Origin of the sequence: Streptomyces mayonensis (assembly GCF_018982965.1) — a bacterium.
Lineage (GTDB): Bacteria > Actinomycetota > Actinomycetes > Streptomycetales > Streptomycetaceae > Streptomyces > Streptomyces mayonensis.
In genome coordinates, this window is the sequence record NZ_JACBYP010000029.1 from 20,993 (window position 1) to 43,350 (window position 22,358).

The following is a 22,358-nucleotide window of genomic DNA, read 5'->3' on the forward strand; positions in this document are numbered from 1 at the left end:
ATCTGACAGGGAGGCAACACTCATGGGCCTCGGCGGGTGCATCATCCTCATCGCCGTGGGAGCCATCCTCACGTTCGCGACCGACTGGGACATGCAGGGCGTCAACGTCGACCTGGTCGGCGTGATCTTCATGGTCGTCGGCCTGATCGGCATCGCGACGTTCAGCAGCATCGCCCGGCGCCGGCGCGTGGTGATGCCGCCGACGACCCCGGTCGTCGAGGACCGGCCCCACCACCACACCCAGGACGGCTACCACAACGGCTACGGCTCCTGACCCGTGCGGACGCCGGCCGTACGGATCCCGGGCGCGCGGACGCCGCGCCGGGCCCGGAGTCAGTCCGTCGGCCTACCGGCGGAGTCGCCGGGCGCCGGGCGGGGAAGCGGTCAGACATGAGATTCCTCGTGTACGACCGGCTCCTCGGCATCGGCGACGACTACTGGATCGAGGACGACAGCGGCAACAAGGTCTTCCTCGTCGACGGCAAGGCGATGCGCCTGCGCGACACCTGGGAGCTGAAGGACGCCCAGGGACGCGTACTGATCGACATCCACCAGAAGATGTTCGCCCTGCGCGACACGATGGTGATCGAGCGGGACGGCGAACCCCTGGCGCGCCTCAAGCGGAAACGTCTCTCCCTGCTGCGCAACCACTACCGGGTCTCCCTGGCCGACGGCACCGAACTGGACGTCAGCGGCAAGATCCTGGACCGCGAGTTCGCGATCGAGTACGACGGTGAGCTGCTGGCCGTCGTCTCGCGCCGCTGGCTCACCCTCCGGGACACCTACGGCGTCGACGTCGTACGGGACGACGCCGACCCGGCGCTGCTGATCGCGCTGACGGTGTGCGTGATCCACCTGGCGGAGAAGGAGCGGGAGGACGACTGACGGGAGGACGACTGACGCGGTCCCGTCGCCCGGCCGGGTCACCCGCCGGGGACGGCCCCCGGTACGCGGTGCCGGTCACTCCTGCGGACAGCCGCGGTACGTGGCACCGGTCACCGCCGGGGACCGCCCCCGGTACCGGTCACCGCCGGGGCGTCTCCAGTCCCAGCACCCGGTCCTTCAGGGCCGGGAACTGCTCCCGGGTCCTGGCCACCTTCGCCGGGTCGAACTCCACCGTGAGGACCTCCTCCTCCGCGCCGGCCTCCGCGAGTACCTCGCCCCAGGGGTCGACGACGAGCGAGTGACCGGCCTGCGGGACCCCGGCGTGCGTACCGGCCGTTCCGCAGGCGAGGACGAAGGCCTGGTTCTCCACCGCCCGCGCCCGGGCCAGGAGCGTCCAGTGCGACCGGCGGCGCTCCGGCCAGCCCGCCGGGACCACCAGCGTCTCGGCCCCGGCGTCCACGAGGGTGCGGAAGAGCTCGGGGAAGCGCAGGTCGTAGCAGGTCGCTACGCCCACGGTGGTCTCCGGCAGCCGGACCGTCACCGGCTCGTGCCCCGCGCCCATCAGCACGGCCTCGCCCTTGTCGAAGCCGAAGCGGTGGATCTTGCGGTAGGAGGCGGCCAGGTCGCCGGAGGGGGAGTAGAGGAGCGAGGTGTTGTAGAGCCGTCCGTCGGGGCCGCGTTCGGGGACCGAACCCGCGTGCAGCCACACGCCCGTGTCGGCCGCGGCCCCCGCCATCGCCTCGTGCGTCGGTCCGCGCAGTGGTTCGGCCGCCGCGTCGAACTCCTCGAAGGCGAACGCGCCGGTGGTCCACAGCTCCGGCAGCACCACGAGGTCGGCGCCCGTCTGCTCCCTCACCAGAGACGCCGCTCGCGCGCGACGCACTTCGACCTTTTCGTCCTCGTTCACGGCGATTTGGATCAGAGAGGCGCGCACACTACCACCGTCCTGGCATTCGAGCCGTTCCACACGGGCCTACGATCGTCACACGAAAGCACTGCCGGGGTGCCGCACAGCAGCGTAACTTGGGGGTCCCTCCCGGCTCGAGCGCAGCCGAGAGTTGGGGGAGTCCCAAGACCCGCCGACCGCAGCCACCGCCCACTGGCACCGCCGCCACCGAACGTCCGTGTACCGACCGCCGAGGGGTCCCGTTTCCGTGAGTCTGCATCCCACCCTCCAGCCCTACGCCGACGCCTGGACTCACTCCATCGAGGCGATATCCGAGCTGGTCCAGCCGCTTGTGGAAGCAGAATGGAACCGCCGCACCCCCTGCCCGGGCTGGTCGGTGCGCGACATCGTCTCGCACGTGCTGGGCCTGGACTCCGAGATGCTCGGCGACCCCCGCCCCATCCACACGCTCCCGCGCGACCTGTACCACGTCACCAACGACCACCAGCGCTACATGGAGATGCAGGTCGACGTCCGCCGCCACCACACGGCGCCGGAGATGACGTCCGAGCTGGAGTACATGATCATCCGGCGCAACCGCCAGCTGCGCAACGAGTCCCGGGACCCCGGCACGAAGGTCCGCGGACCGCTCGGCACCGAGCTGACGCTGGAGGAGGCCGTGCGCCGGCACGCCTTCGACGTGTGGGGGCACGAGCAGGACCTGCGCACGGCCCTCGGCCGCCCGGGCAACCTGGACTCCCCCGGCGCCCACGTCGCCCGTGACGTGCTGCTCTCCGAGCTGCCCGCCGTCGTCGCCGAGCGTGCGGACGCGCCGCGCAGTTCGGCCGTCGTCTTCGACGTGCACGGCCCGGTCGAGTTCCTGCGCACCATCCGCGTCGACATCCAGGGCCGCGGCACCCTCGAGACGTCCCCGGCCCTCGGTCCCGCCGCCACCCTCACCCTCGACTGGGAGACCTACTTCCGCCTGGCCTGCGGCCGCGTGACGCTGGAGGCGTCGAGGGACCGCATCAAGACGGAGGGCGACCAGGACCTGGCGGAGGCGATCCTGCGCCACTTCACCGTGACGCCGTAACAGTTTGCCGCGCCGCTGCGGGCAATCGTGCCTCCCCCCAGTGCTAAAGGCCTGGGAGGTGCCCCCAGGGCGATGGGGCCCCCGCTCATGGGGGTCCCCCCGCGCGAGCGCAGTCGGGCGTGGGGGAGAAGCCGAGAGTGGGGGGCACCCGTCGGCGCCGGGCAGCGCCACCCCCGCACCGCACCGACGACGGATCACCGTCACACAGGAACGTGCACCGTCTCCACCCGGCTCGCCACCAGCCGCTCCCGCTCCCGCAGCGCCGCCCGCCCGCGCAGCCGCAGGATCTGCGTCACGCCCACCGCCTGCAGCACGAACACGGACGAGAAGGCGACCCGGTAGTCGTCCCCCGTCGCGTCCAGCAGGACGCCCACCGCGAACAGCGTGGTCATCGACGCGACGAAGCCGCCCATGTTCGTGATCCCGGAGGCCGTGCCCTGCCGCTCCGGCGGATTCGCCGGGCGGGCGAAGTCGAAGCCGATCATCGAGGCGGGTCCGCACGCACCGAGCACCGTGCACAGGACGACCAGCAGCCACATCGGCGCGTGCTCGGCCGGGTAGGCCAGCGTCGCCGCCCACAGGGCCGCCGTCGTACCCACCGTGCCCAGCGCCAGCGGCAGCCGGGCCGCGTGGTGCCGGGCGATGACCTGGCCGTACACGAGGCCGACCGTCATGTTGGACAGCACGACCAGGGTGAGCAGGGTGCCGGCGGTGGCCCGGGACAGCCCCTGTGCCTCGACCAGGAACGGCATCCCCCACAGCAGCAGGAACACCATCGCGGGGAACTGGGTGGTGAAGTGCACCCACAGCCCGAGCCGCGTCCCCGGCTCCCGCCAGGACGTGGCGATCTGCCGCCGTACGTACGCGGCGCCCTGATGCGGCATCGGGTCGGGCTCGTGCCCCTCGGGGTGGTCCTTGAGGAACAGCAGCAACAGCACGAGGACGACCACACCCGCCAGCGCGCTGCCCGCGAACGCCGCCGTCCAGCCGATGCCGTGCAGCAGCCGGGCCAGGACGAGGGTGGAGACCAGGTTGCCCGCCATGCCGACCAGGCCGGCGAGCTGGGCGACCATCGGCCCGCGCCGGGCCGGGAACCAGCGGGTGCCCAGCCGCAGCACGCTGATGAAGGTCATCGCGTCCCCGCAGCCCAGCAGCGCCCGCGAGGCCAGTGCCATGCCGTACGACGGGGAGAAGGCGAAGCCCAGCTGTCCGGCCGTGAAGAGGACGACGCCGATCCCCAGCACCTTCTTCGTGCCGAGCCGGTCGACCAGCAGGCCGACGGGTATCTGCATGCCGGCGTAGACCAGCAGCTGGAGGATCGAGAAGGTGGACAGGGCGGAGGCGTTGACGTGGAAGCGGTCGGCGGCGTCGAGACCGGCGACCCCCAGGGACGTACGGAAGACGACGGCGACGAAGTAGACGGCGACGCCGACGCTCCACACGGCGATCGCGCGGCGTCCGCCCGGCGGGTCGCCGGGCAGCACGCGGCCGGCCGAGCCGACCGAACTCATCGGACCTCCCCCCTGGCCAGGTGCGAGAACCAGCCCACGTGCCGGCCCACGACGCCGACGGCCGCCTCCGCGTCCCCGGAGCGCAGTGCGTCGAGGAGTTCCTCGTGCTCGGCGAGGGTGTGGGCGATCCGGTCGGGGTGGGAGTGCATGACGGCGACGCCCATGCGCAGCTGGCGGTCGCGGAGCTGGTCGTAGAGGCGGGAGAGGATCTCGTTGCCGCCGCTGCGGACGATCTCGGCGTGGAAGCAGCGGTCGGTGACGGAGGCGGCGGTGAAGTCGCCCGCGGCGGCCTGCTCCTTCTGCCGGGCGAGGAGTTCCTCCAGGCGTTCGACGAGGCCGGGCGGGGCGGGTACGGCCTTCCTGGCCGCGTGCTCCTCGACCAGCAGCCGGGTCTCCACCACGTCCGCGATCTCCTGCGCGGAGACGGGCAGGACCAGGGCGCCCTTCTTCGGATAGAGCCGGATCAGCCCCTCGACCTCCAGCCGGAGCAGCGCCTCGCGCACCGGGGTGCGGGAGACGCCCACGGCCTCGGCCAGCTCGCCCTCGGTGAGCAGCGTCCCGCCCTCGTAACGACGCTCCAGGACGCCCTGCTTGACGTGGGTGTAGACGCGGTCCGCCGCTGGGGGCTGCTTCACTGCCGTGGTCATGCGGACAGGATAGATACAACAGGGACACAACGCGTGAGTGTCCCATCATGTGGACACTGGGTGACGACGCGTCACCCTCCGGGACGGCACCTCACCCGTCGGAGGGACTACGCCGCCCCAACCCGTCTCCGCGGCACAACCATCCGGGCCCGCCGCCGGTCGCACTGACGCGGCCGGCACACCACCGCGCACCGCGCACCGCGCACCGAGCGACAAGCGACGAGCAACGAGCAACGAGCGACGAGCGACGAGCACCGTGCACCGTGCACCGTGCGACGAGCAATCGACCAGCAACGCGGCCGCGCCACCGGGGACTTCACCACAATCGGGGTATTCAACTCAATGACCAGCATCACGGGCACTCCACGCACCCGTCTCCACAAAGCCGTCGCCGTCGCCCTGACCGGCGGCGCCGTACTGGCGACCGGCGCCCTTTCCACCGCACCCGCCCAGGCGGCCGCCCCCGGCCGGGCCGGTGCCGCTCCCGTGCGGGCCGCCGCCGCGCCCTCGATCGCCGCCAAGGGCGGCTTCGTGATGAACAACGCAGGCGGCAGGGCGCTCTACACCAAGGCCGCGGACACCCGGCGCTCCACCGGCTCCACGACCAAGATCATGACCGCCAGGGTCGTGCTGGCCCAGCCGAAGCTGAACCTGGACGCCAAGGTCACCGTCCAGATGGCGTACAGCGACTACATCGTGTCCAAGAACGCCTCGTCCGCCCGCCTGATCGTCGGCGACAAGGTGACGGTGCGGCAGCTGCTGTACGGGCTGATGCTCCCGTCGGGCTGCGACGCGGCGTACGCGCTGGCCGACAAGTTCGGCTCGGGCAGGACGCGGGCGGCGCGGGTGAAGTCGTTCATCGGCAAGATGAACGCGAGCGCCAAGAGCCTCGGCCTGAAGAACACGCACTTCGATTCCTTCGACGGCATCGGCAACGGCAAGAACTACTCGACGCCGCGCGACCTGACGAAACTGGCGAGCAGCGCGATGAAGAACTCCACCTTCCGCACGATCGTCAAGACGAAGAAGTACACGGCGAAGACGAGGACCAAGAAGGGCGGCACCCGCACGATGGCGCCCTGGACCAACACCAACACGCTGCTCGGCAGTTACAGCGGCGCGATCGGCGTGAAGACCGGGTCGGGCCAGGAGGCCAAGTACTGCCTGGTCTTCGCCGCGACCCGCAAGGGCAGGACCGTCATCGGCACGGTGCTGGCCTCCACGTCGTCGGCGCAGCGCGCCAAGGACGCCACGAAGCTCATGAATTACGGCTTCGGCAAGCTGGGCTGACGCCCCCCGCCACCTCGGCCGCCTCGCTCGAAGGGCCCGTCGCACCGGCAACGGGCCCTTTCCGCTGTACCGGCTCCCCCCGTACCGGGCACCTCCTGTACCGGGCACCTCCTGCACCGGACACCCTGTACCGATGAAGATGATGGTGATAGTTTCATTAGCACCATGCTGCTGAGTCTGGACAAGACCGACACCCGGCCCCTGCACGAACAGGTGGCCGGCGCCGTCCGCCGCGCCATCGCCGAGGGCGAGTGCGCGCCCGGGGACCGCCTGCCCTCCGCACGCGATCTCTCCGAGGCCCTGGACATCAACGTCAACACCGTGCTGCGCGCCCTGCGCGAGCTGCGGGACGAGGGACTGCTGGAGTTCCGCCGGGGCCGGGGGGTGACCGTGGCCGAGGGCGCCCGGCCCCACTCCGAGCTGCAGATCCGCGTGCAGGGCCTGGTCGCGGAGGCCGCTCGGCTGGGCTACAGCAGGACCGATCTCATCGACATCATCAGGGGGTTGCCATGAAGGACACGACGGTGGCAAGACGTACGACGGCCGCGGTCTGGACGCTCGGGGTCACGGCCGTGCTCACCGGGCTGCCGCTCGTGGTGCGGGACCGGCTGCCCGACCGGCTGGCGACCCACTGGGGCCTGGACGGCGACGTCCCCAACGGCTCGATGCCCCTGTGGGCCGCCTCCCTCGTTCCCGCGCTGATCTGGCTGGTGACGTCGGCGGTCGTCACCGCCCCGCTGATGCGGGCGGGCCCCACGGCCGGCCCTTCGTGGAGCACGGTGACCCTGCTCCCCACGGGCATCGTCCTGGCCGGAGCGCAGGCCGCCGTCGTCCGCGCCAACCTGGACCGCGCGGACTGGCACGAGGCCCGGCAGCCCGCCTCCTGGGTCGTGGCGATCCTCACCGCGGCCGTCCTCGCGGGAGCGGTCGGCTGGCTGCTGGTCACCAGGCGGCGCGGTGCCTCCGGCGGCGGCACGACGTCCGCCGGTGACGCCGCCGCGCTGGACATCCCGGAGGGCCGGCGACTGGTCTGGTTCTCCCGCACCGTCAACCCCTGGCTGCAGCTGCTGGCGGCCGTGACCGGCCTGGCGGCGGTGGCCGCGCTCGTCGCCCGGGTCGGGGGCCTGGCGGAGTCGGGCAGCCTGTGGGCACTGTTCGCGGGGTGCGCCGCCGCCTCCCTCCTCTCCGTCCTCTTCTCCTCCGTGCAGGCCCGCGTCTCCGAGCGGGGGCTCGAAGTCTCCTTCGGACCGTTCGGCTGGCCCGGACGCCGCTGGGCGCCGGGCGACATCGACACGGCGCGGGCGGAGTACCGCAGACCCGCCGAGGTCGGCGGCTGGGGCTACCGCATCAGCGGCCTGGGCACCACGGTGATGCTGCGCGCCGGTGAGTGCCTGGTCGTACGGCCCCGGGGCCGCCGTACCGACTTCGCCGTGAGCGTCGACGACGCCGAACGGGGCGCGGCCCTGCTCAACTCGCTGCGCGGGGGCCGGCCCCGGCGCTGACCGCACGCGCGGCGGGTTCAGCAGGACGAAACAGCGCGGAGCCGCGTGCCCCCGGGGGACACGCGGCTCCGCCGCCGGTACTTCCCGTGCGTCACGCCCAGGTGATCAGCCGCTTGGGCTGCTCCAGGACCGCCGCCACGTCGGCGAGGACCTTGGAGCCCAGTTCGCCGTCGACCAGACGGTGGTCGAAGCTCAGGGCGAGCGTGGTCACCTGACGCGGTTTCACCTTGCCCTTGTGGACCCACGGCTGGAGCTTGATCGCGCCGACCGCGAGGATCGCGGACTCGCCCGGGTTGAGGATCGGCGTGCCGGTGTCGACGCCGAAGACCCCGACGTTGGTGATGGTCACCGTGCCGCCCTGCATGGCGCCGGGGCTGGTCCTGCCCTCCCGGGCCGTGGAGACCAGCTCGCCCAGGGAACCGGCCAGCTGCGGCAGCGTCTGGGCCTGGGCGTCCTTGATGTTGGGGACGATCAGGCCGCGCGGGGTGGCCGCGGCGATGCCCAGGTTGACGTAGTGCTTGACCACGATCTCCTGGGCGGCCTCGTCCCAGGAGGCGTTGATCTCCGGGTGGCGCCTGATCGCGACCAGCAGGGCCTTGGCGATCAGGAGGAGCGGATTCACGCGCAGGCCCGCGAACTCCTTGTCCTGCTTCAGCTCCTCGACCAGCTTCATCGTGCGCGTCACGTCGACCGTGACGAACTCCGTGACGTGCGGCGCCGTGAACGCCGAGCCGACCATCGCCGCAGCGGTCGCCTTGCGGACCCCCTTGACCGGCACACGGGTCTCACGCGCCGTGTCGTACGACGCCGGTGCCGCCGCCGGGGACGGGGCGGGCGCGACGGCCGCGGAGGCCGCTTGCTGAGCCGGCTCCGGTGCCGGTTCCGGCGTACCGGGCCGGGCGGACACCGCCGCGTGCACGTCCTCGCGGGTGACGATGCCGTCCGGCCCGGAGGGCACCACCGTCGCCAGGTCGACGCCGAGGTCCTTGGCCAGCTTGCGCACCGGCGGCTTCGCCAGCGGCCGCCCGGCGCCGGACGGAATGGCGGGTGCCGCCGGGGCTGTCGGGGCCGCGGGTGCCGCCGGGGCTGCGGGTGCCGGGGACGTCGCGGGTGCCGCGGGGGCCGCCGGTCCGTGGCCGTTCAGCTCGGCCTGGATCGCCGCCGACGCCTCCTGCGCGGCGGCCGGGGTCTGCGCGCCCTTGCGGGGGCGTCGCCTGGTCGCGGAGGTGGAGACCCCGTACCCGACCAGGACCGGCTGGCGGCCCTGGGGCTCCGGTTCCTCCGCCCCGGAGGCGGCAGGCGTCCCGGCCGCGGTCTCCGGTGCCGGATCCGCGGCGTCCGCCGCACCGTCCCCCACGGCCACCGCGATGATCGGCGTGCCCACGTCGACGGTGGTGCCCTCGGCGAAGTGCAGCTCGCGGACCACGCCGTCGTAGGGGATGGGCAGCTCGACGGCGGCCTTGGCCGTCTCGACCTCGCACACCACCTGCCCGTCGGTGACCGTGTCACCGGCCTTGACGTACCACTTGAGGATCTCGGCCTCGGTGAGTCCCTCGCCCACGTCGGGCATCCTGAACTCGCGCAGGGCGCTGTCCGTCATCGTCGTCACGCTCCCCTCCTCAGTACGCCAGCGAGCGGTCGACGGCGTCGAGCACCCGGTCCAGGTCGGGCAGGAACTCCTCCTCGAGGCGCGCCGGCGGGTACGGGGCGTGGTAGCCGCCGACCCGCAGCACCGGGGCCTCCAGGTGGTAGAAGCAGCGCTCCGTGATCCGGGCCGCGATCTCCGCGCCCGAGCCGAAGAACACCGGCGCCTCGTGGACCACGACCAGGCGGCGGGTCCGGTGGACCGACGCCTGGATCGTGTCGAAGTCGAGCGGCGAGATCGAGCGCAGGTCGACGACCTCCAGGGAACGGCCCTCCTCGGCCGCCGCGTCGGCGGCCTCCTGGCAGAGCTTCACCATCGGGCCGTACGCCGCCAGCGTCAGGTCGGTGCCCTCGCGCACCACGCGCGCGGCGTGCAGCGGGCCGGGGATGGCCTCCGTGTCGACCTCGGCCTTGTCCCAGTACCGGCGCTTGGGCTCGAAGTAGATCACCGGGTCGTCGCTCTGGATGGCCTGCTGCATCATCCAGTACGCGTCCGCGGCGTTCGAGGGGCCGACCACCTTCAGGCCCGGCACGTGCGCGAACAGCGCCTCGGGGGACTCGGAGTGGTGCTCGACCGCGCCGATGCCGCCACCGTAGGGGATGCGGATGACGACCGGCATCTTCACCTTGCCCAGCGAGCGGGCGTGCATCTTCGCCAGCTGGGTGACGATCTGGTCGTAGGCCGGGAAGACGAAGCCGTCGAACTGGATCTCCACCACCGGCCGGTAGCCGCGCAGGGCCAGGCCGATGGCGGTGCCGACGATGCCGGACTCGGCCAGCGGGGTGTCGACGACCCGGTCCTCGCCGAAGTCCTTCTGCAGACCGTCGGTGACCCGGAAGACACCGCCGAGCTTGCCTACGTCCTCGCCCATGATCAGGACCTTGGGGTCCGACTCCAGTGCGCGGCGCAGCGACTCGTTGATCGCCTTGGCCACCGCCATCTTCTCCGCAGCCATGTCAGACCCCCTCGGCCTCTGCGAACGACGCCTGGTAGGCGGCGAACTGCGCCCGCTCCTCGTCGACGAGCGCGTGCCCGTCCGCGTACACGTTCTCGAAGAGGGCGAGACGGTCCGGGTCCGGCATGGCACGGACCACCTCGCGCACTCGTTTGCCCAACGTCTCGCTCTCCGCCTCCAGTTCCGCGAAGAATCCCTCGTCCGCGTGGTGTGCGGACTCCAGGTGGCGGCGCAGGCGCAGGATCGGGTCCTTCGCCTCCCAGGCGGCGCGCTCGTCGTCGTGCCGGTAGCGGGAGGGGTCGTCCGAGGTGGTGTGGGCGCCCATGCGGTACGTGTACGCCTCGATCAGCGCGGGTCCCTCGCCGCGCCGGGCGCGGTCCAGGGCCCAGCGGGTGACCGCGAGGGAGGCCAGCACGTCGTTGCCGTCGACGCGGACGCCGGGGAAGCCGAAGCCCTGGGCGCGCTGGTAGAGCGGCACGCGGGTCTGCTTCTCGTTGCCCTCGGAGATCGCCCACTGGTTGTTCTGGCAGAAGAACACCACGGGCGCGTTGTAGACGGCGGCGAAGTTGAAGGCCTCGCTGACGTCGCCCTGGCTGGAGGCGCCGTCGCCGAAGTACGCGATCACGCCCGAGTCCGCGCCGTCCTTGGCGACGCCCATGGCGTAGCCGGTGGCGTGCAGGGCCTGCGAGCCGATGACGATCGTGTACAGGTGGAAGTTGTTGCTGTTCGGGTCCCAGCCGCCGTGGTTGACGCCGCGGAACATGCCGAGGAGGTTGGTGGGGTCGACCCCGCGGCACCAGGCGACGCCGTGCTCGCGGTAGGTCGGGAAGACGTAGTCGTCCTCGCGGGTGGCGCGGCCGGAGCCGATCTGGGCGGCCTCCTGGCCGAGCAGCGAGGCCCACAGGCCCAGCTCGCCCTGGCGTTGCAGCGCGGTGGCCTCGGCGTCGAAGCGCCGGGTGAGGACCATGTCGCGGTACAGGCCGCGCAGCTCGTCGGGGGTGATGCCGGCGACGTACTCGGCGTACTCCGCGTAGGCCGCCTTCCCGGTCGGCTCGACGCGCTCGCCCTCGGGCGTCAGCAGCTGCACCAGCTCCGTCTCGGAGCCCTTCTTCGCAGCGGCGCGCGTGGTGCGGGTGGGACGAGTGGTGCGGGTGCCGGTGGTGCGGGTGGTGCGCTTGGTGCCGGTCCCGGCCTTGCCGCCGGTGTTCCCGGCCGCCTTGCCGCCGGTGTTCCCGGACGCCTCGGTGCCGGTGGTTCCGGCCGCCTTGCTTCCGGCGCTGCGTCGCGGTTTGCGCGCGGCAGTGCTCTCGGTCACGTGTGCTCCTCCGTCGGTCCGGCCCCCGGGTTCGCCGGAAGCCAGTGCGGCTCACCTGCGGCCCGGCGGACGCACAAGGGTGGGGTGCGGCCCGGTCGGGAACAGGCGTGACAGGTGTCCCGGCGAGCGCCCTGCGAATAGCACGTTACCCAGTGCTCCACATTTCTGTGAAACCCCTCCTGACCTGCATTTTTACTCGGATTTCCAAGTAAATCGGCGAAGTGCGGAAGTTGCCCTGGTCACAGCCTTGCAGGGGGCCGGAACAACGGCACGTTATCCCGGCCACCCCGGGCACGGGAAGAGCCCGTGTGTGACACTGAGCGCGTGCGCGAAGACCGAAAAATCCGGGTATTCCTCCTCGACGACCACGAGGTGGTCCGCCGGGGGGTGCACGACCTGCTCTCCGGCGAGGCCGACATCGAGGTGGTGGGCGAGGCCGGCACGGCGGCCGACGCCCAGGCCCGGATCCCGGCCACCCGTCCGGACGTGGCGGTACTGGACGTCCGGCTTCCGGACGGCAGCGGCGTGGAGGTGTGCCGCGACATCCGCTCCCTTGACGACTCCGTCCGGTGCCTCATGCTGACCTCGTTCGCCGACGACGAGGCCCTCTTCGACGCGATCATGGCGGGCGCCTCCGGGTACGTCCTCAAGGACATCCGCGGCGCCGAGCTGCTGGGCGCCGTACGGGAGGTGGCGGCGGGGAAGTCGCTGCTCGACCCGTCGGCCACCGCGCGGGTGCTGGAGCGGCTGCGGGACGGCGGGGCGAAGGCCGACGACCGGCTGGCCCACCTCACCGACCAGGAGCGCCGGATCCTCGATCTGATCGGCGAGGGGCTGACCAACCGCGCGATCGGCGAACGGCTGCACCTGGCGGAGAAGACGATCAAGAACTACGTCTCGAGCCTGCTGGCCAAGCTGGGCATGCAGCGGCGTTCCCAGGCGGCCGCCTTCGTGGCCCGTCTGGAGGCCGGCAACCGCTGACGGCACCTGGGGGGGGCGGGGCGGGCCGGGGGTGCCGGCAGAGGGCTCCGGTCCCGTGTGCCTGTACGGCGGGTTCCCGGCCCCCGCTGCGGATCCCTCCCTGTGTGCCTGTGCCGCGGGTTCCCGGGCCTACTCGGGACTTACGTCCCCTTCTGCCGGGGCGGGCGACTCTGTCACCGGTGTCCCCCGCCGCCGCACAGTGAGTCCATGCCCTCCGACGAACAGCTCGCCGTCGGCCTGCTCGGCCGCACCGCCTACGGCCGGGCGGCCACGACCATGCGTGCGCTGCCCTTCCTCGCGCTCGCGCGGCACATCGTGGCCGACGGCCGGGTCCTGCTGCGCATGCCCAGGAGCTGGGGGTACCACCAGGTGTGCGCCGGCAGCGTCGTCGCCTACGGGGCGGACAACCTCACCACCGCCCGGCTCGGCGAGGGGCTGTGGACCGTGCAGGTCGTGGGCCGGTGCGAGGCCCACGAGCCGACGGCGGCCGAGCTGGAGCGGTTCGGTCCGGCGCCGAGCCGGGTGGACGGCGAGCCGTACGAACCCGCCTACCTGCGCGTCGACCCGCAGTTCGGCACGGTGCACTTCACGGACGACGACGCGACCGGCCCCGCGTAACCCCGTCCCGGTCCCGCATACCCCGTCCCGGTCCCGGTCCCGGCCCGCACGCCCCCGTCCCGGTCCCGGTCCCGGTCCCGCGTAACCCCGTCCCGGTCCCGGTGCGCGAACGCGACCCGGTCGCGCTGAGCAAACGCAACGCGCGCGTGGAGCCCGTTTCCGGGCCGCACGCGCGCGTAAGAGTCGAGGGGTTTCGGTCACTCGTTCCCGGCGTCGCCGGTGGGGCCGCCGGCGCCCTCGGTGTTGCCGCCCGGCGCGGTCTCGTCGCCGCCCGGCGGAGTCTCGCCGCCGCCCGGATCGGTCTCGCCGTCGTCCGACGTCTCCTCCGGCGGCGTGGACGGTGCCGTCTCGCCACCGGTCGGCTCGTTGGTCGGGCCCTGTGTCGCGGTCTCCGACGGCGTCCACGTCGGCGTCCACGGCGCGTCCTGGTCCCCGCCCGTGCCCACCCCGCCCGAGCCCTGCTCCCGGCCCGGGTCGGTGGTCTCCTCCGTCGCGTCGTCGCTGGGCGAGGAACTGGGCGACTCCTCGCCGGTGCTCTGCGAGGTGCTCGCCGTGGGACTGGTGTCGGGCTTGCCGCCGCCCTTGCCGTCGTCGCCGTTGTTCAGTGCCAGCGCGACGCCGGCCGCGACGGCGATCACCGCGAGGACGGCCAGTATCCACAGCTTGCCGCGGCCGCTGCCCTTGTTGCCGCCGCCCTCGAAGCCACCGTCGTCGCCGCCGTAGCGGCCCGGCAGGATCGGCTGCGGGATCTGCTGGGTGCCCGAGGCGCCGTGGCCGGGGTGGGGCAGCGCGGTGGTGCCCGCGAGCCCCGCGGCGGGCGTGTGCCGGCCGTCGTGCGCGGCCACCGGGCCGGTGTTCCAGGTGCCGGTGTGGCCGCCCTGCTCGTAGAGCATCTGCAGCCCGTACTGGACCAGGCCGCGCATCTCCTCGGCGGTCTGGAAACGGTCGTCGGGCTCCTTGGCCAGCGAGCGCATCACCAGGCCGTCCAGCTCCGGCGGGGTGGCGTCGGAGACCTCGGACGGGGGCGTCGGGATGTCCTGCACGTGCTGGTAGACCACCGACAGCGGGGTCTCGCCGGTGAACGGCGGGCGCAGCGCGAGGAGTTCGTAGAGCAGGCAGCCCGTCGCGTACAGGTCGGAGCGGTGGTCGACGGCCTTGCCGAGGGCCTGCTCCGGGGACAGGTACTGCGGGGTGCCCATGACCATGCCGGTCTGCGTCATCGTCGACTGGGCGCCGTGCAGGGCACGCGCGATGCCGAAGTCCATCACCTTCACCGCGCCGGCGTTGGTGATGATGACGTTGGCCGGCTTGATGTCGCGGTGGACGATGCCGTGCTGGTGCGAGTAGGCCAGCGCCTCCAGGACTCCGGAGACGATGATCAGCGCCTGTTCGGGGCCGGGCGCCTCTGCGTTGAGGAGGAGGTCGCGGATGGTGCGGCCCTCGACGATCTCCATCACGATGTAGGGCACGGACTGGCCGCCGACGACGTCCTCGCCGGAGTCGTACACGGCCACGATGGCGTGGTGGTTGAGGCCCGCCACCGACTGCGCCTCGCGCGTGAACCGGGCCTTGGAGACGGGGTCTTCGGCCAGGTCGGCCCGGAGCAGCTTGACCGCCACGGTGCGCCCGAGGCGGACGTCCTCCGCGGCGAACACCTCGGCCATGCCGCCCCGCCCGAGTCTGCGGGTCAGCCGGTACCGGCCGTCGCCGACCAGGCCTCCGTTGCCCCAGTTCTCCGGCGCGTCAGACATACCGCCGCCAGATGCCTCGGGTTCGGACGGGCCCTGGGCGCGCTGCTGCTGTGCCATCAGTCCTCGCCGTCGTTTCTGCCCGCGGTACGCGCGGTGTTGTTACGGTCTCCGTCGGCCACGCTACAGCCTCAGCGGGGGCCTCCGGTCCGGGATGGGCGCCGGGACCGGACATCAGACGGACCGGTCATGAAACCCTGGTTCCGTACTGTCGTGCAAATTCTGTGCACCGGCGCTGCAGCGGCTGTAACGCTTCCGCGACGCTTCCTTCGCGTACGGTCACGGAACGGGCACCACGCTTGACGTGTCAGTGCCCTGGGGCAGACTTGGCCGGGAATAGCACTATCGATCACGAGCGCGCGCACCGCCGCAACCGGCGTCGCGGCGCCTACGGGGGACGCAGAAACATGAGCCAGGACGCCGGACAAAGCCGGTACGCGGGGCGCGCGCTCGCCGGCGGCCGCTACCAGCTGCGCGACTTGCTCGGCGAGGGCGGCATGGCCTCGGTGCACCTGGCGTACGACTCGGTGCTCGACCGACAGGTCGCGATCAAGACACTCCACACCGAGCTGGGCCGGGAGCAGGCCTTCCGCGAACGCTTCCGCCGCGAGGCCCAGGCCGTGGCCAAGCTCACGCACACCAACATCGTCTCGGTCTTCGACACCGGCGAGGACGAGCTGGACGCCATGACGACGCCGTACATCGTCATGGAGTACGTGGAGGGCCGGCCGCTGGGCTCGGTGCTCGACGAGGACGTGCGGCAGCAGGGCGCGATGCCCGCCGACAAGGCCCTGAAGATCACCGCGGACGTGCTGGCGGCGCTGGAGATCAGCCACGAGATGGGCCTGGTCCACCGCGACATCAAGCCCGGCAACGTGATGATGACCAAGCGCGGTGTGGTCAAGGTCATGGACTTCGGCATCGCCCGGGCCATGCAGTCCGGCGTGACCTCGATGACGCAGACCGGCATGGTCGTCGGCACCCCGCAGTACCTCTCGCCCGAACAGGCCCTCGGCCGCGGCGTGGACGCCCGCTCCGACCTGTACTCGGTCGGCATCATGCTGTTCCAACTGGTCACGGGGCGCCTGCCGTTCGACGCGGACTCGCCGCTGGCGATCGCCTACGCGCACGTGCAGGAGGAGCCGGTCGCCCCCTCCACGGTGAACAGCGCCCTGCCTGCGGCCGTGGACGCGCTGGTGGCCCGCGCGCTGAAGAAGAACCCCAACGAACGCTTCCCCAGTGCCGAGGCCATGCGGGACGAGTGCCTGCGCGTGGCCGCCTCCTTCCAGGCCGCCCCGCCGAGCATCGTGCCGGGCGCGAGCACGTCGAGCGGCGCCGGCGTCGGCTCCGCGGTGTTCCCGCCGGTCGGCCAGGGCACCCCGGCACCCACGGGCCCCGTCCAGACGCCCTACCAGCCGACGCCGGCCCCGACCGCGAACCCGTACGGCACCCCGCCGCCCGCCACGCACCCGCCGGCGTACGGCTATCCGCAGCAGGGCGGCGGCTACCAGACGCCCGCCCCCGCGCAGTACGGCCACCAGCAGGGCGCCGCCACGCCGCCGCCGTACAACCTGGCGCCGTCGGCCCCGGCGTCCGGCTCCGGTGGCGGCGGCAGGAGCAACAAGCCGGTGATCATCGGCTCGGCCGTGGTCGCCGTCCTGGCCGTCGGCGGACTGATCGCCGCGCTGCTGATGAACGGGAGCGGCGACGAGGACCCCGAGGCCGGCGGCTCCGCGTCCCCGTCCGCGTCGAAGGCGGCGGGCTACCGCGGTCCCGACACGACGAGGACGATCGACGAGGACGAGTGCACCGAGCCGAAGGAGTCGTACAACGACCCCGACAAGATCCAGGTGCCGAACTTCACGTTCAAGTACATCGGCTCCGTCAAGGAGTGCTTCAACGCCGCGGGCTGGCAGATGAAGGTCGTCGACGTCGACGAGAACACCTACGGCGAGGGCTCGATCCGGGACCAGTTCCCCACGGCCGGCACCGACGTCGACCCCGACGACATGCCGGAGATCCAGCTCAAGGTGTCGACGGGCAACCCGGCCTCCGACTGAGGCGCCGGAAGACGGCCCGGAAGACTCCCGGGAAGACGCCCCGAAGGACACGGCGAAGGGCCCGGCAGCAGGTGCTGCCGGGCCCTTCGCGATGTCGGAGCGTGGCCGGCCTGTTTCCCGGTCCGTCCCGGGTCCTCCCGTCCGAGCGGTGGACCCGGACCGTCCGAGCGGTGGACCCGGAGGGGGGCGGCCCTGGGGTACGGCCGGCGGTACGCCTACAGGTGCGGTACGCCTACAGGTAGGGGCCGCCGGAGCGGCCGCCGGGGTGCGGGGGCTCCTCGCCCTCACCGCCGGCGCCCGGCGGGAGCGCACGGCGCATCGACTCCAGCTGGGCCCGCGCGGCCATCTGCTGGGCGAACAGCGTGGTCTGGATGCCGTGGAACAGGCCTTCCAGCCAGCCCACCAGCTGGGCCTGCGCGATGCGCAGTTCGGCGTCGGTCGGGGTGGCGTCGTCCGTGAACGGCAGCGAGAGCCGCTCCAGTTCCTCGACCAGCTCGGGGGCCAGGCCGTCCTCCAGCTCCTTGACCGAGCTGGCGTGGATCTCCTTCAGCCGGGCCCGGCTCGCCTCGTCCAGCGGCGCGACGCGCACCTCTTCCAGCAACTGCTTGATCATGCTGCCGATCCGCATGACCTTGGCGGGCTGCTCCACCTGGTCCGTCACGGGGATCTCACGGGAGTCGTCGTCACCGCCGCCGCTGAGCGCCATTCCGTCCTGGCCGACGACCAGGATCTGAGGGTTCTCCGGCGACCTGTCGTTCCTCGGCATCTCCATGCCGCCATTGTCGCGCACCGGCATGCAGCGACCGGGCGGTGCCCCCGTGCAAACGGCGTTCTTCGCGCTCGGCGGAGTCCGGAATGCCGGGATGGCCGAGGAGTGTGACGCTTGTTCCGTCGGCCCCCACGACCGGCGGACACCAGCTGTGACCGAACGCCTCTGGTCGTAACCAGCCGTAACCATTCCTAACCGGTTGCGGTCGGTCGGGGCCGGGCGTCACGGGCGTCCGGGCGTCACGGGGCGTCCGGGTGGCCGGGCGTCCGGGTGGCCGAGGGGCTTCACGGGATGTACGAGCGTTGTCCGGCGTCGGGTGCGTCGTGGGGCGTCCGGTATCTCGTGAGGCGTTCGGGGCGTCACCGTTCATCGCTGGCTCTTACCGGGAGGGGGTCACGGGCGTGACTCCATGGCTGCGCACACTGCGAACGACGGGGCTGGTGGGAGCCCTGGGCGTCGGCGCGCTGATGTCGCCGTACGGGGCGGGCACGGCGCACGGCGTCGGGACCGCGGTGGCGGGGGCGGTGGTGGCGGGAACGGTGGGGACAGCGGGAACGGTGGGGACGGGGACGGTGCGTGGTGCGGCGGGCGCGCCGGTCGCGGCCGTGCCGTCGCCGGAGGCCTCGGGGCCGGGGCGGGAGCAGGCGCCGACGGCGGGCGACGACGAGGAGCATGCCGACGGGCAGGACGGGCGGAGCGAGCAGCAGCGTCCGGAGCGTCCCGGGCGCCCCGGCGGCCACGACCGCCCGGCACCCGCGGACACCCCCCACCGTCCGGACGGCCCGGACGGCACCGGAACCGCCTCGCCGTCCGCGCCCGGCGCCGGGCGGGGTTCCGCGACGCCCTCGCCGTCCGGCACCTCCGCCGGGCCCTCGCGGCCGGAAGGCCGACCGGACGAGGACAAGGGGCGGCCGCGCCGCGACGGGGGACGGGAGACCGAGGAGCACGGCACGGACGCGCACGCCGGGCGGGGGACCGACGGTGACGGCAACGGCGACGTCGCGGCCCCGGCCGAGGACCCGGCCGCCGCCGTGCCGCCCGAGACCACCGGAGTGCCCTCGCCGTCCCCGTCGCGGGCCCGGCCGCAGGAGGGCGCGTACACGCAGGGGGCCGCCGAGCCGGTACTGCGGGTCCTCCCCCTCGGCAGCGGGCTGGTCCTCGTCGGACTCGGTCTCGCCCTGGCCTTCGTGGGCCTGCGGCTGCGCAGGGCGTAGCGGCAGGCCCACGAAGGCCAGGACGTCTGCCCGGCCGCTGCGCGCGGCGGCTGCTGCTACTACTACTGCTGCTGCCGCTGCTGCCGCTGCTGCCGCTGCTACGAGGCGGTGACCAGCAGCACCTTGCCGATGTGCCCGCTCTCCTCCACCACCCGGTGGCCCTCCGTGGCCCGGCTCATCGGCAGTTCGCGGTCGACGACCGGGCGGAGGTGACCGCCGGCGAACAGCGGCCAGACGTGCTCGCGCACGGCGGCGACGATGGCCGCCTTCTCCTCCAGCGGGCGGGCGCGCAGCGAGGTCGCGCTGACGGCGGCGCGCTTGGCGAGGAGCGTGCCGATGTTCAGCTCGCCCTTGCGGCCGCCCTGCATGCCGATGATCGCGAGCCGGCCGTTCACCGCGAGGGCCTCGACGTTGCGGTCCAGGTACTTGGCGCCCATGTTGTCGAGGATCACGTCCGCGCCCGTCCCGCCCGTCGCGTCCTTCACCTCGGCGACGAAGTCCTGCTCGCGGTAGTTGATCAGGACGTCGGCGCCCAGTTCGGCGCAGCGCTCCAGCTTCTCCTCGGTGCCCGCCGTGACGGCGACCTTCGCGCCGACCGCCTTGGCGAGCTGGATCGCCATCGTGCCGATGCCGCTGGAGCCGCCGTGCACGAGCAGCGTCTCGCCGGGGCGCAGGTGGGCGACCATGAAGACGTTCGACCAGACCGTGCAGACCACCTCGGGCAGGGCCGCCGCCTCCTTGAGGCCGATGCCCTCCGGCACCGGCAGCAGCTGCCCGGACGGGACGACGACCTTCTCGGCGTAGCCGCCGCCCGCGAGCAGGGCACACACCTCGTCGCCCACGGACCAGCCCGACACGCCGGGGCCGAGGGCGGCGACCCGGCCGGAGCACTCCAGGCCGGGGTACACGGACGCGCCGGGCGGCGGGTCGTAGAAGCCCTGTCGCTGCATGATGTCGGCGCGGTTGACGGCGCTGGCCACCACCTCGACGAGGACCTCGCCCTCGCCGGGCTGCGGGTCGGGGACCTCGGCCCACACCAGCGCCTCGGGGCCTCCGGGTTCGGGAATCGTGATCGCATGCATGGGAGCGACGCTACTCCTGCGTCCCTGGTCCGGCCCGCGCACCGCCGCCACGGGCCCGCGCCGCCGCCATGGGTCCGCGCACCGCCGCCACGGGCCCGGCCGCCGCCGACGCGAGCCCGGAGGGCGTAGGTCCGCGGACCGAGTGCGCCACGACTTCGGGACCGTCCGCCGGAAATCCCTTCGCGCCACCGATGAGTTTGCGCGACGGTAAAGGTCTCCCCATGCGTATCCCAAGAACGCGGAAGGACCACCAGCCATGAGCACGCACACGTCCGGACTCGCGATCGAGACCGCGGGACTGGTGAAGACGTTCGGTGAGACCCGGGCCGTGGACGGGGTGGACCTGGCGGTGCCCGCCGGCACGGTCTACGGCGTCCTCGGTCCGAACGGCGCGGGCAAGACCACCACGGTCAAGATGCTCGCCACCCTCCTGCGCCCGGACGACGGCCATGCCCGGGTCTTCGGTCACGACGTCGTGCGCGAGGCGGACGAGGTCCGCGGCCGGGTGAGCCTCACCGGCCAGTACGCGTCCGTGGACGAGGACCTCACCGGCACCGAGAACCTGGTCCTGCTGGGCCGGCTCCTCGGGCACGGCAAGGCGGCGGCGCGCGAGCGGGGCGAGCAGCTGCTGGCCGCCTTCGGTCTGACCGGGGCGGCGGCGAAGCAGGTCAAGCACTACTCCGGCGGCATGCGCCGGCGCATCGACATCGCCGCCTCCATCCTCAACACCCCCGACCTGCTCTTCCTCGACGAGCCGACCACCGGTCTCGACCCGCGCAGCCGCAACCAGGTCTGGGACATCGTGCGGGCGGTCGTCGCCCAGGGCACGACGGTGCTGCTGACCACGCAGTACCTCGACGAGGCCGACCAACTGGCCTCGCGGATCGCGGTCATCGACAAGGGCCGGGTGATCGCGGAGGGCACCAAGGGCGAGCTGAAGGCCTCCGTCGGCGCCGGTTCCGTCCATCTGCGGCTGCGGGACGCCCAGGAGCGGCCGGAGGCCGAGCGGGTGCTGCGGGACCTGCTGATCGCCGAGGTGCAGCTGGAGCCCGACCCGGTGGCCCTGTCCGCGCGCCTCGGGGCGGCGGCCAGTGACACCGCCGCCGACCAGGCCGCCAAGGCGCTCAGTGAGCTGGCCCGGGCCGGGATCACCGTCGACAGCTTCTCCCTGGGGCAGCCCAGCCTCGACGAGGTCTTCCTGGCGCTGACCGGACACGACACCGGAACCGGCACCGCCACCGACGCCGGAACCGGCCGGAGCACCACCGAGGGCGGCTCCGGCACCGACACGAAGGACGAGGTCACGGCATGAGCACGGCCACGAGCACCGCCGGCGGGGAACTCTCCTCGGTCAGCACCGAATCGCTGGCGGCCCTGCTGATCGCCAAGCAGCGGCCGCCGCGGCCCAGCGCCCTGTCCGCGTCCCTGACCTTCGGCTGGCGCGCGATCCTCAAGATCAAGCACGTGCCGGAGCAGTTGTTCGACGTCACCGCCTTCCCGATCATGAACCTGTTGATGTTCACCTACCTCTTCGGCGGTGCGCTCGCGGGTTCGCCCGGCGACTACATCCAGTTCGTCCTGCCGGGCATCCTGGTGATGTCGGTCGTGATGATCACGATGTACACCGGGGTCTCGGTCAACATCGACATCGAGAAGGGCGTCTTCGACCGCATCCGCTCGCTGCCGATCTGGCGGCCCTCGGCGATGGTCGGCTACCTCCTCGGCGACGCCCTGCGGTACACCATCGCGTCCGTCGTGATGCTCTCGGTCGGGCTGCTGCTCGGCTACCGGCCCGACGGCGGGTTCGTCGGCGTGGTCGCCGGGATCGCGCTGCTGCTGCTCTTCTCGTTCGCCTTCTCGTGGATCTGGACGATGTTCGGGCTGATGCTGCGCACCGAGAAGTCGGTGATGAGCGTCAGCATGATGGTGATCTTCCCGCTCACCTTCCTGTCCAACGTCTTCGTCGACCCGAGGACCATGCCGGGCTGGCTCCAGGCCTTCGTCAACAACAGCCCGATCACCCACCTGGCGTCCGCGGTGCGCGGCCTGATGGCGGGTGACTGGCCGGGCGTCGAGATCGCCTGGACGCTGGGCTGGGCGGGCGCGCTCCTGCTGGTCTTCGGCCCGGTCACGATGCGGCTGTACAACCGCAAGTAG

At 72.4% G+C, this 22,358-nt stretch carries 21 protein-coding genes; 12 read left to right on the plus strand and 9 right to left on the minus strand.

The features are described from left to right. The first annotated feature begins 22 nt into the window (after positions 1 to 22). Both HZS56_RS13840 and HZS56_RS13845 read left to right on the plus strand, forming a co-directional pair. Positions 23 to 274 carry a DUF6458 family protein gene (locus HZS56_RS13840; protein WP_216721008.1) on the plus strand — a complete coding sequence of 84 codons (252 nt, stop codon included), beginning with the start codon at positions 23 to 25 and terminating at the stop codon, positions 272 to 274. Between the two features lie 116 nt (positions 275 to 390). Beyond that, positions 391 to 885: an LURP-one-related/scramblase family protein gene (locus tag HZS56_RS13845; protein WP_216721009.1), complete on the plus strand. Its 495-nt coding sequence runs from the start codon at positions 391 to 393 to the stop codon at positions 883 to 885. 139 nt (positions 886 to 1,024) lie between these two features. Here the strand turns inward: HZS56_RS13845 and HZS56_RS13850 are convergent, their stop codons facing one another. Continuing rightward, positions 1,025 to 1,819, minus strand: a complete 795-nt coding sequence (locus tag HZS56_RS13850; protein WP_216721010.1) for a carbon-nitrogen family hydrolase — start codon at positions 1,817 to 1,819, stop codon at positions 1,025 to 1,027. Between the two features lie 220 nt (positions 1,820 to 2,039). On the opposite strand from HZS56_RS13850, the gene HZS56_RS13855 reads away from it, so the two are divergent. Beyond that, entirely contained in the window at positions 2,040 to 2,864 is an 825-nt protein-coding gene (locus HZS56_RS13855; protein ID WP_216721011.1) for a maleylpyruvate isomerase family mycothiol-dependent enzyme, read from the plus strand. A gap of 200 nt (positions 2,865 to 3,064) precedes the next feature. Here HZS56_RS13855 and HZS56_RS13860 read toward each other — a convergent pair whose 3' ends face one another. Then, on the minus strand, positions 3,065 to 4,375 hold the full coding sequence (locus HZS56_RS13860) for an MFS transporter (RefSeq protein ID WP_216721012.1): 1,311 nt from the start codon (positions 4,373 to 4,375) through the stop codon (positions 3,065 to 3,067). Beyond that, positions 4,372 to 5,022, minus strand: coding sequence for a GntR family transcriptional regulator (locus HZS56_RS13865; RefSeq protein ID WP_216721013.1), 651 nt, complete (start codon positions 5,020 to 5,022; stop codon positions 4,372 to 4,374). The genes HZS56_RS13860 and HZS56_RS13865 overlap by 4 nt, the downstream gene beginning before the upstream one ends. Before the next feature lie 342 nt (positions 5,023 to 5,364). On the opposite strand from HZS56_RS13865, the gene HZS56_RS13870 reads away from it, so the two are divergent. From HZS56_RS13870 to HZS56_RS13880, 3 genes are all read left to right on the plus strand, one after another. After that, a complete protein-coding gene (locus tag HZS56_RS13870; protein ID WP_216721014.1) occupies positions 5,365 to 6,312 on the plus strand; it encodes a D-alanyl-D-alanine carboxypeptidase family protein in 948 nt (315 codons plus the stop codon). A gap of 165 nt (positions 6,313 to 6,477) precedes the next feature. Continuing rightward, complete coding sequence (locus tag HZS56_RS13875) at positions 6,478 to 6,825, plus strand: GntR family transcriptional regulator (protein ID WP_216721015.1); 348 nt, start codon at positions 6,478 to 6,480, stop codon at positions 6,823 to 6,825. Continuing rightward, a complete protein-coding gene (locus HZS56_RS13880; protein ID WP_216721016.1) occupies positions 6,822 to 7,814 on the plus strand; it encodes a DUF1648 domain-containing protein in 993 nt (330 codons plus the stop codon). Before HZS56_RS13875 ends, HZS56_RS13880 begins: the two co-directional genes overlap by 4 nt. A gap of 91 nt (positions 7,815 to 7,905) precedes the next feature. Here the strand turns inward: HZS56_RS13880 and HZS56_RS13885 are convergent, their stop codons facing one another. Genes HZS56_RS13885 through pdhA form a run of 3 tightly spaced genes read right to left on the minus strand, consistent with a single transcriptional unit; the run spans position 7,906 to position 11,729 of the window. Next, a complete protein-coding gene (locus HZS56_RS13885) occupies positions 7,906 to 9,414 on the minus strand; it encodes a dihydrolipoamide acetyltransferase family protein (RefSeq protein WP_253914223.1) in 1,509 nt (502 codons plus the stop codon). 19 nt (positions 9,415 to 9,433) lie between these two features. Continuing rightward, the gene (locus tag HZS56_RS13890; RefSeq protein WP_374201147.1) at positions 9,434 to 10,399 is read right to left on the minus strand and encodes an alpha-ketoacid dehydrogenase subunit beta; all 966 of its coding nucleotides are present in this window, start codon (positions 10,397 to 10,399) and stop codon (positions 9,434 to 9,436) included. Between the two features lie 16 nt (positions 10,400 to 10,415). After that, positions 10,416 to 11,729 carry a pyruvate dehydrogenase (acetyl-transferring) E1 component subunit alpha gene (pdhA, locus tag HZS56_RS13895; protein ID WP_216721019.1) on the minus strand — a complete coding sequence of 438 codons (1,314 nt, stop codon included), beginning with the start codon at positions 11,727 to 11,729 and terminating at the stop codon, positions 10,416 to 10,418. Between the two features lie 324 nt (positions 11,730 to 12,053). Between pdhA and HZS56_RS13900 the strand changes: the two genes are divergently transcribed. Both HZS56_RS13900 and HZS56_RS13905 read left to right on the plus strand, forming a co-directional pair. Then, on the plus strand, positions 12,054 to 12,710 hold the full coding sequence (locus tag HZS56_RS13900; protein ID WP_216721020.1) for a response regulator: 657 nt from the start codon (positions 12,054 to 12,056) through the stop codon (positions 12,708 to 12,710). A gap of 207 nt (positions 12,711 to 12,917) precedes the next feature. Continuing rightward, positions 12,918 to 13,328 carry a pyridoxamine 5'-phosphate oxidase family protein gene (locus HZS56_RS13905; protein ID WP_216721021.1) on the plus strand — a complete coding sequence of 137 codons (411 nt, stop codon included), beginning with the start codon at positions 12,918 to 12,920 and terminating at the stop codon, positions 13,326 to 13,328. Between the two features lie 197 nt (positions 13,329 to 13,525). Here HZS56_RS13905 and HZS56_RS13910 read toward each other — a convergent pair whose 3' ends face one another. Further along, on the minus strand, positions 13,526 to 15,136 hold the full coding sequence (locus HZS56_RS13910; protein WP_216721022.1) for a protein kinase domain-containing protein: 1,611 nt from the start codon (positions 15,134 to 15,136) through the stop codon (positions 13,526 to 13,528). Between the two features lie 347 nt (positions 15,137 to 15,483). On the opposite strand from HZS56_RS13910, the gene HZS56_RS13915 reads away from it, so the two are divergent. After that, entirely contained in the window at positions 15,484 to 17,136 is a 1,653-nt protein-coding gene (locus HZS56_RS13915; RefSeq protein ID WP_216721023.1) for a protein kinase domain-containing protein, read from the plus strand. 232 nt (positions 17,137 to 17,368) lie between these two features. Here HZS56_RS13915 and HZS56_RS13920 read toward each other — a convergent pair whose 3' ends face one another. Then, complete coding sequence (locus HZS56_RS13920) at positions 17,369 to 17,908, minus strand: bacterial proteasome activator family protein (RefSeq protein ID WP_216721024.1); 540 nt, start codon at positions 17,906 to 17,908, stop codon at positions 17,369 to 17,371. A gap of 398 nt (positions 17,909 to 18,306) precedes the next feature. Here HZS56_RS13920 and HZS56_RS38175 point away from each other — a divergent pair, with 398 nt between their 5' ends. Continuing rightward, a complete protein-coding gene (locus HZS56_RS38175) occupies positions 18,307 to 19,119 on the plus strand; it encodes a hypothetical protein (RefSeq protein ID WP_301543025.1) in 813 nt (270 codons plus the stop codon). A gap of 98 nt (positions 19,120 to 19,217) precedes the next feature. Here the strand turns inward: HZS56_RS38175 and HZS56_RS13930 are convergent, their stop codons facing one another. Then, entirely contained in the window at positions 19,218 to 20,201 is a 984-nt protein-coding gene (locus tag HZS56_RS13930) for an NAD(P)H-quinone oxidoreductase (RefSeq protein WP_216721025.1), read from the minus strand. A gap of 256 nt (positions 20,202 to 20,457) precedes the next feature. Between HZS56_RS13930 and HZS56_RS13935 the strand changes: the two genes are divergently transcribed. Together HZS56_RS13935 and HZS56_RS13940 are read left to right on the plus strand one after the other, a co-directional pair. Continuing rightward, complete coding sequence (locus tag HZS56_RS13935; protein WP_216721026.1) at positions 20,458 to 21,513, plus strand: ATP-binding cassette domain-containing protein; 1,056 nt, start codon at positions 20,458 to 20,460, stop codon at positions 21,511 to 21,513. After that, positions 21,510 to 22,358: an ABC transporter permease gene (locus HZS56_RS13940; RefSeq protein WP_216721027.1), complete on the plus strand. Its 849-nt coding sequence runs from the start codon at positions 21,510 to 21,512 to the stop codon at positions 22,356 to 22,358. Before HZS56_RS13935 ends, HZS56_RS13940 begins: the two co-directional genes overlap by 4 nt.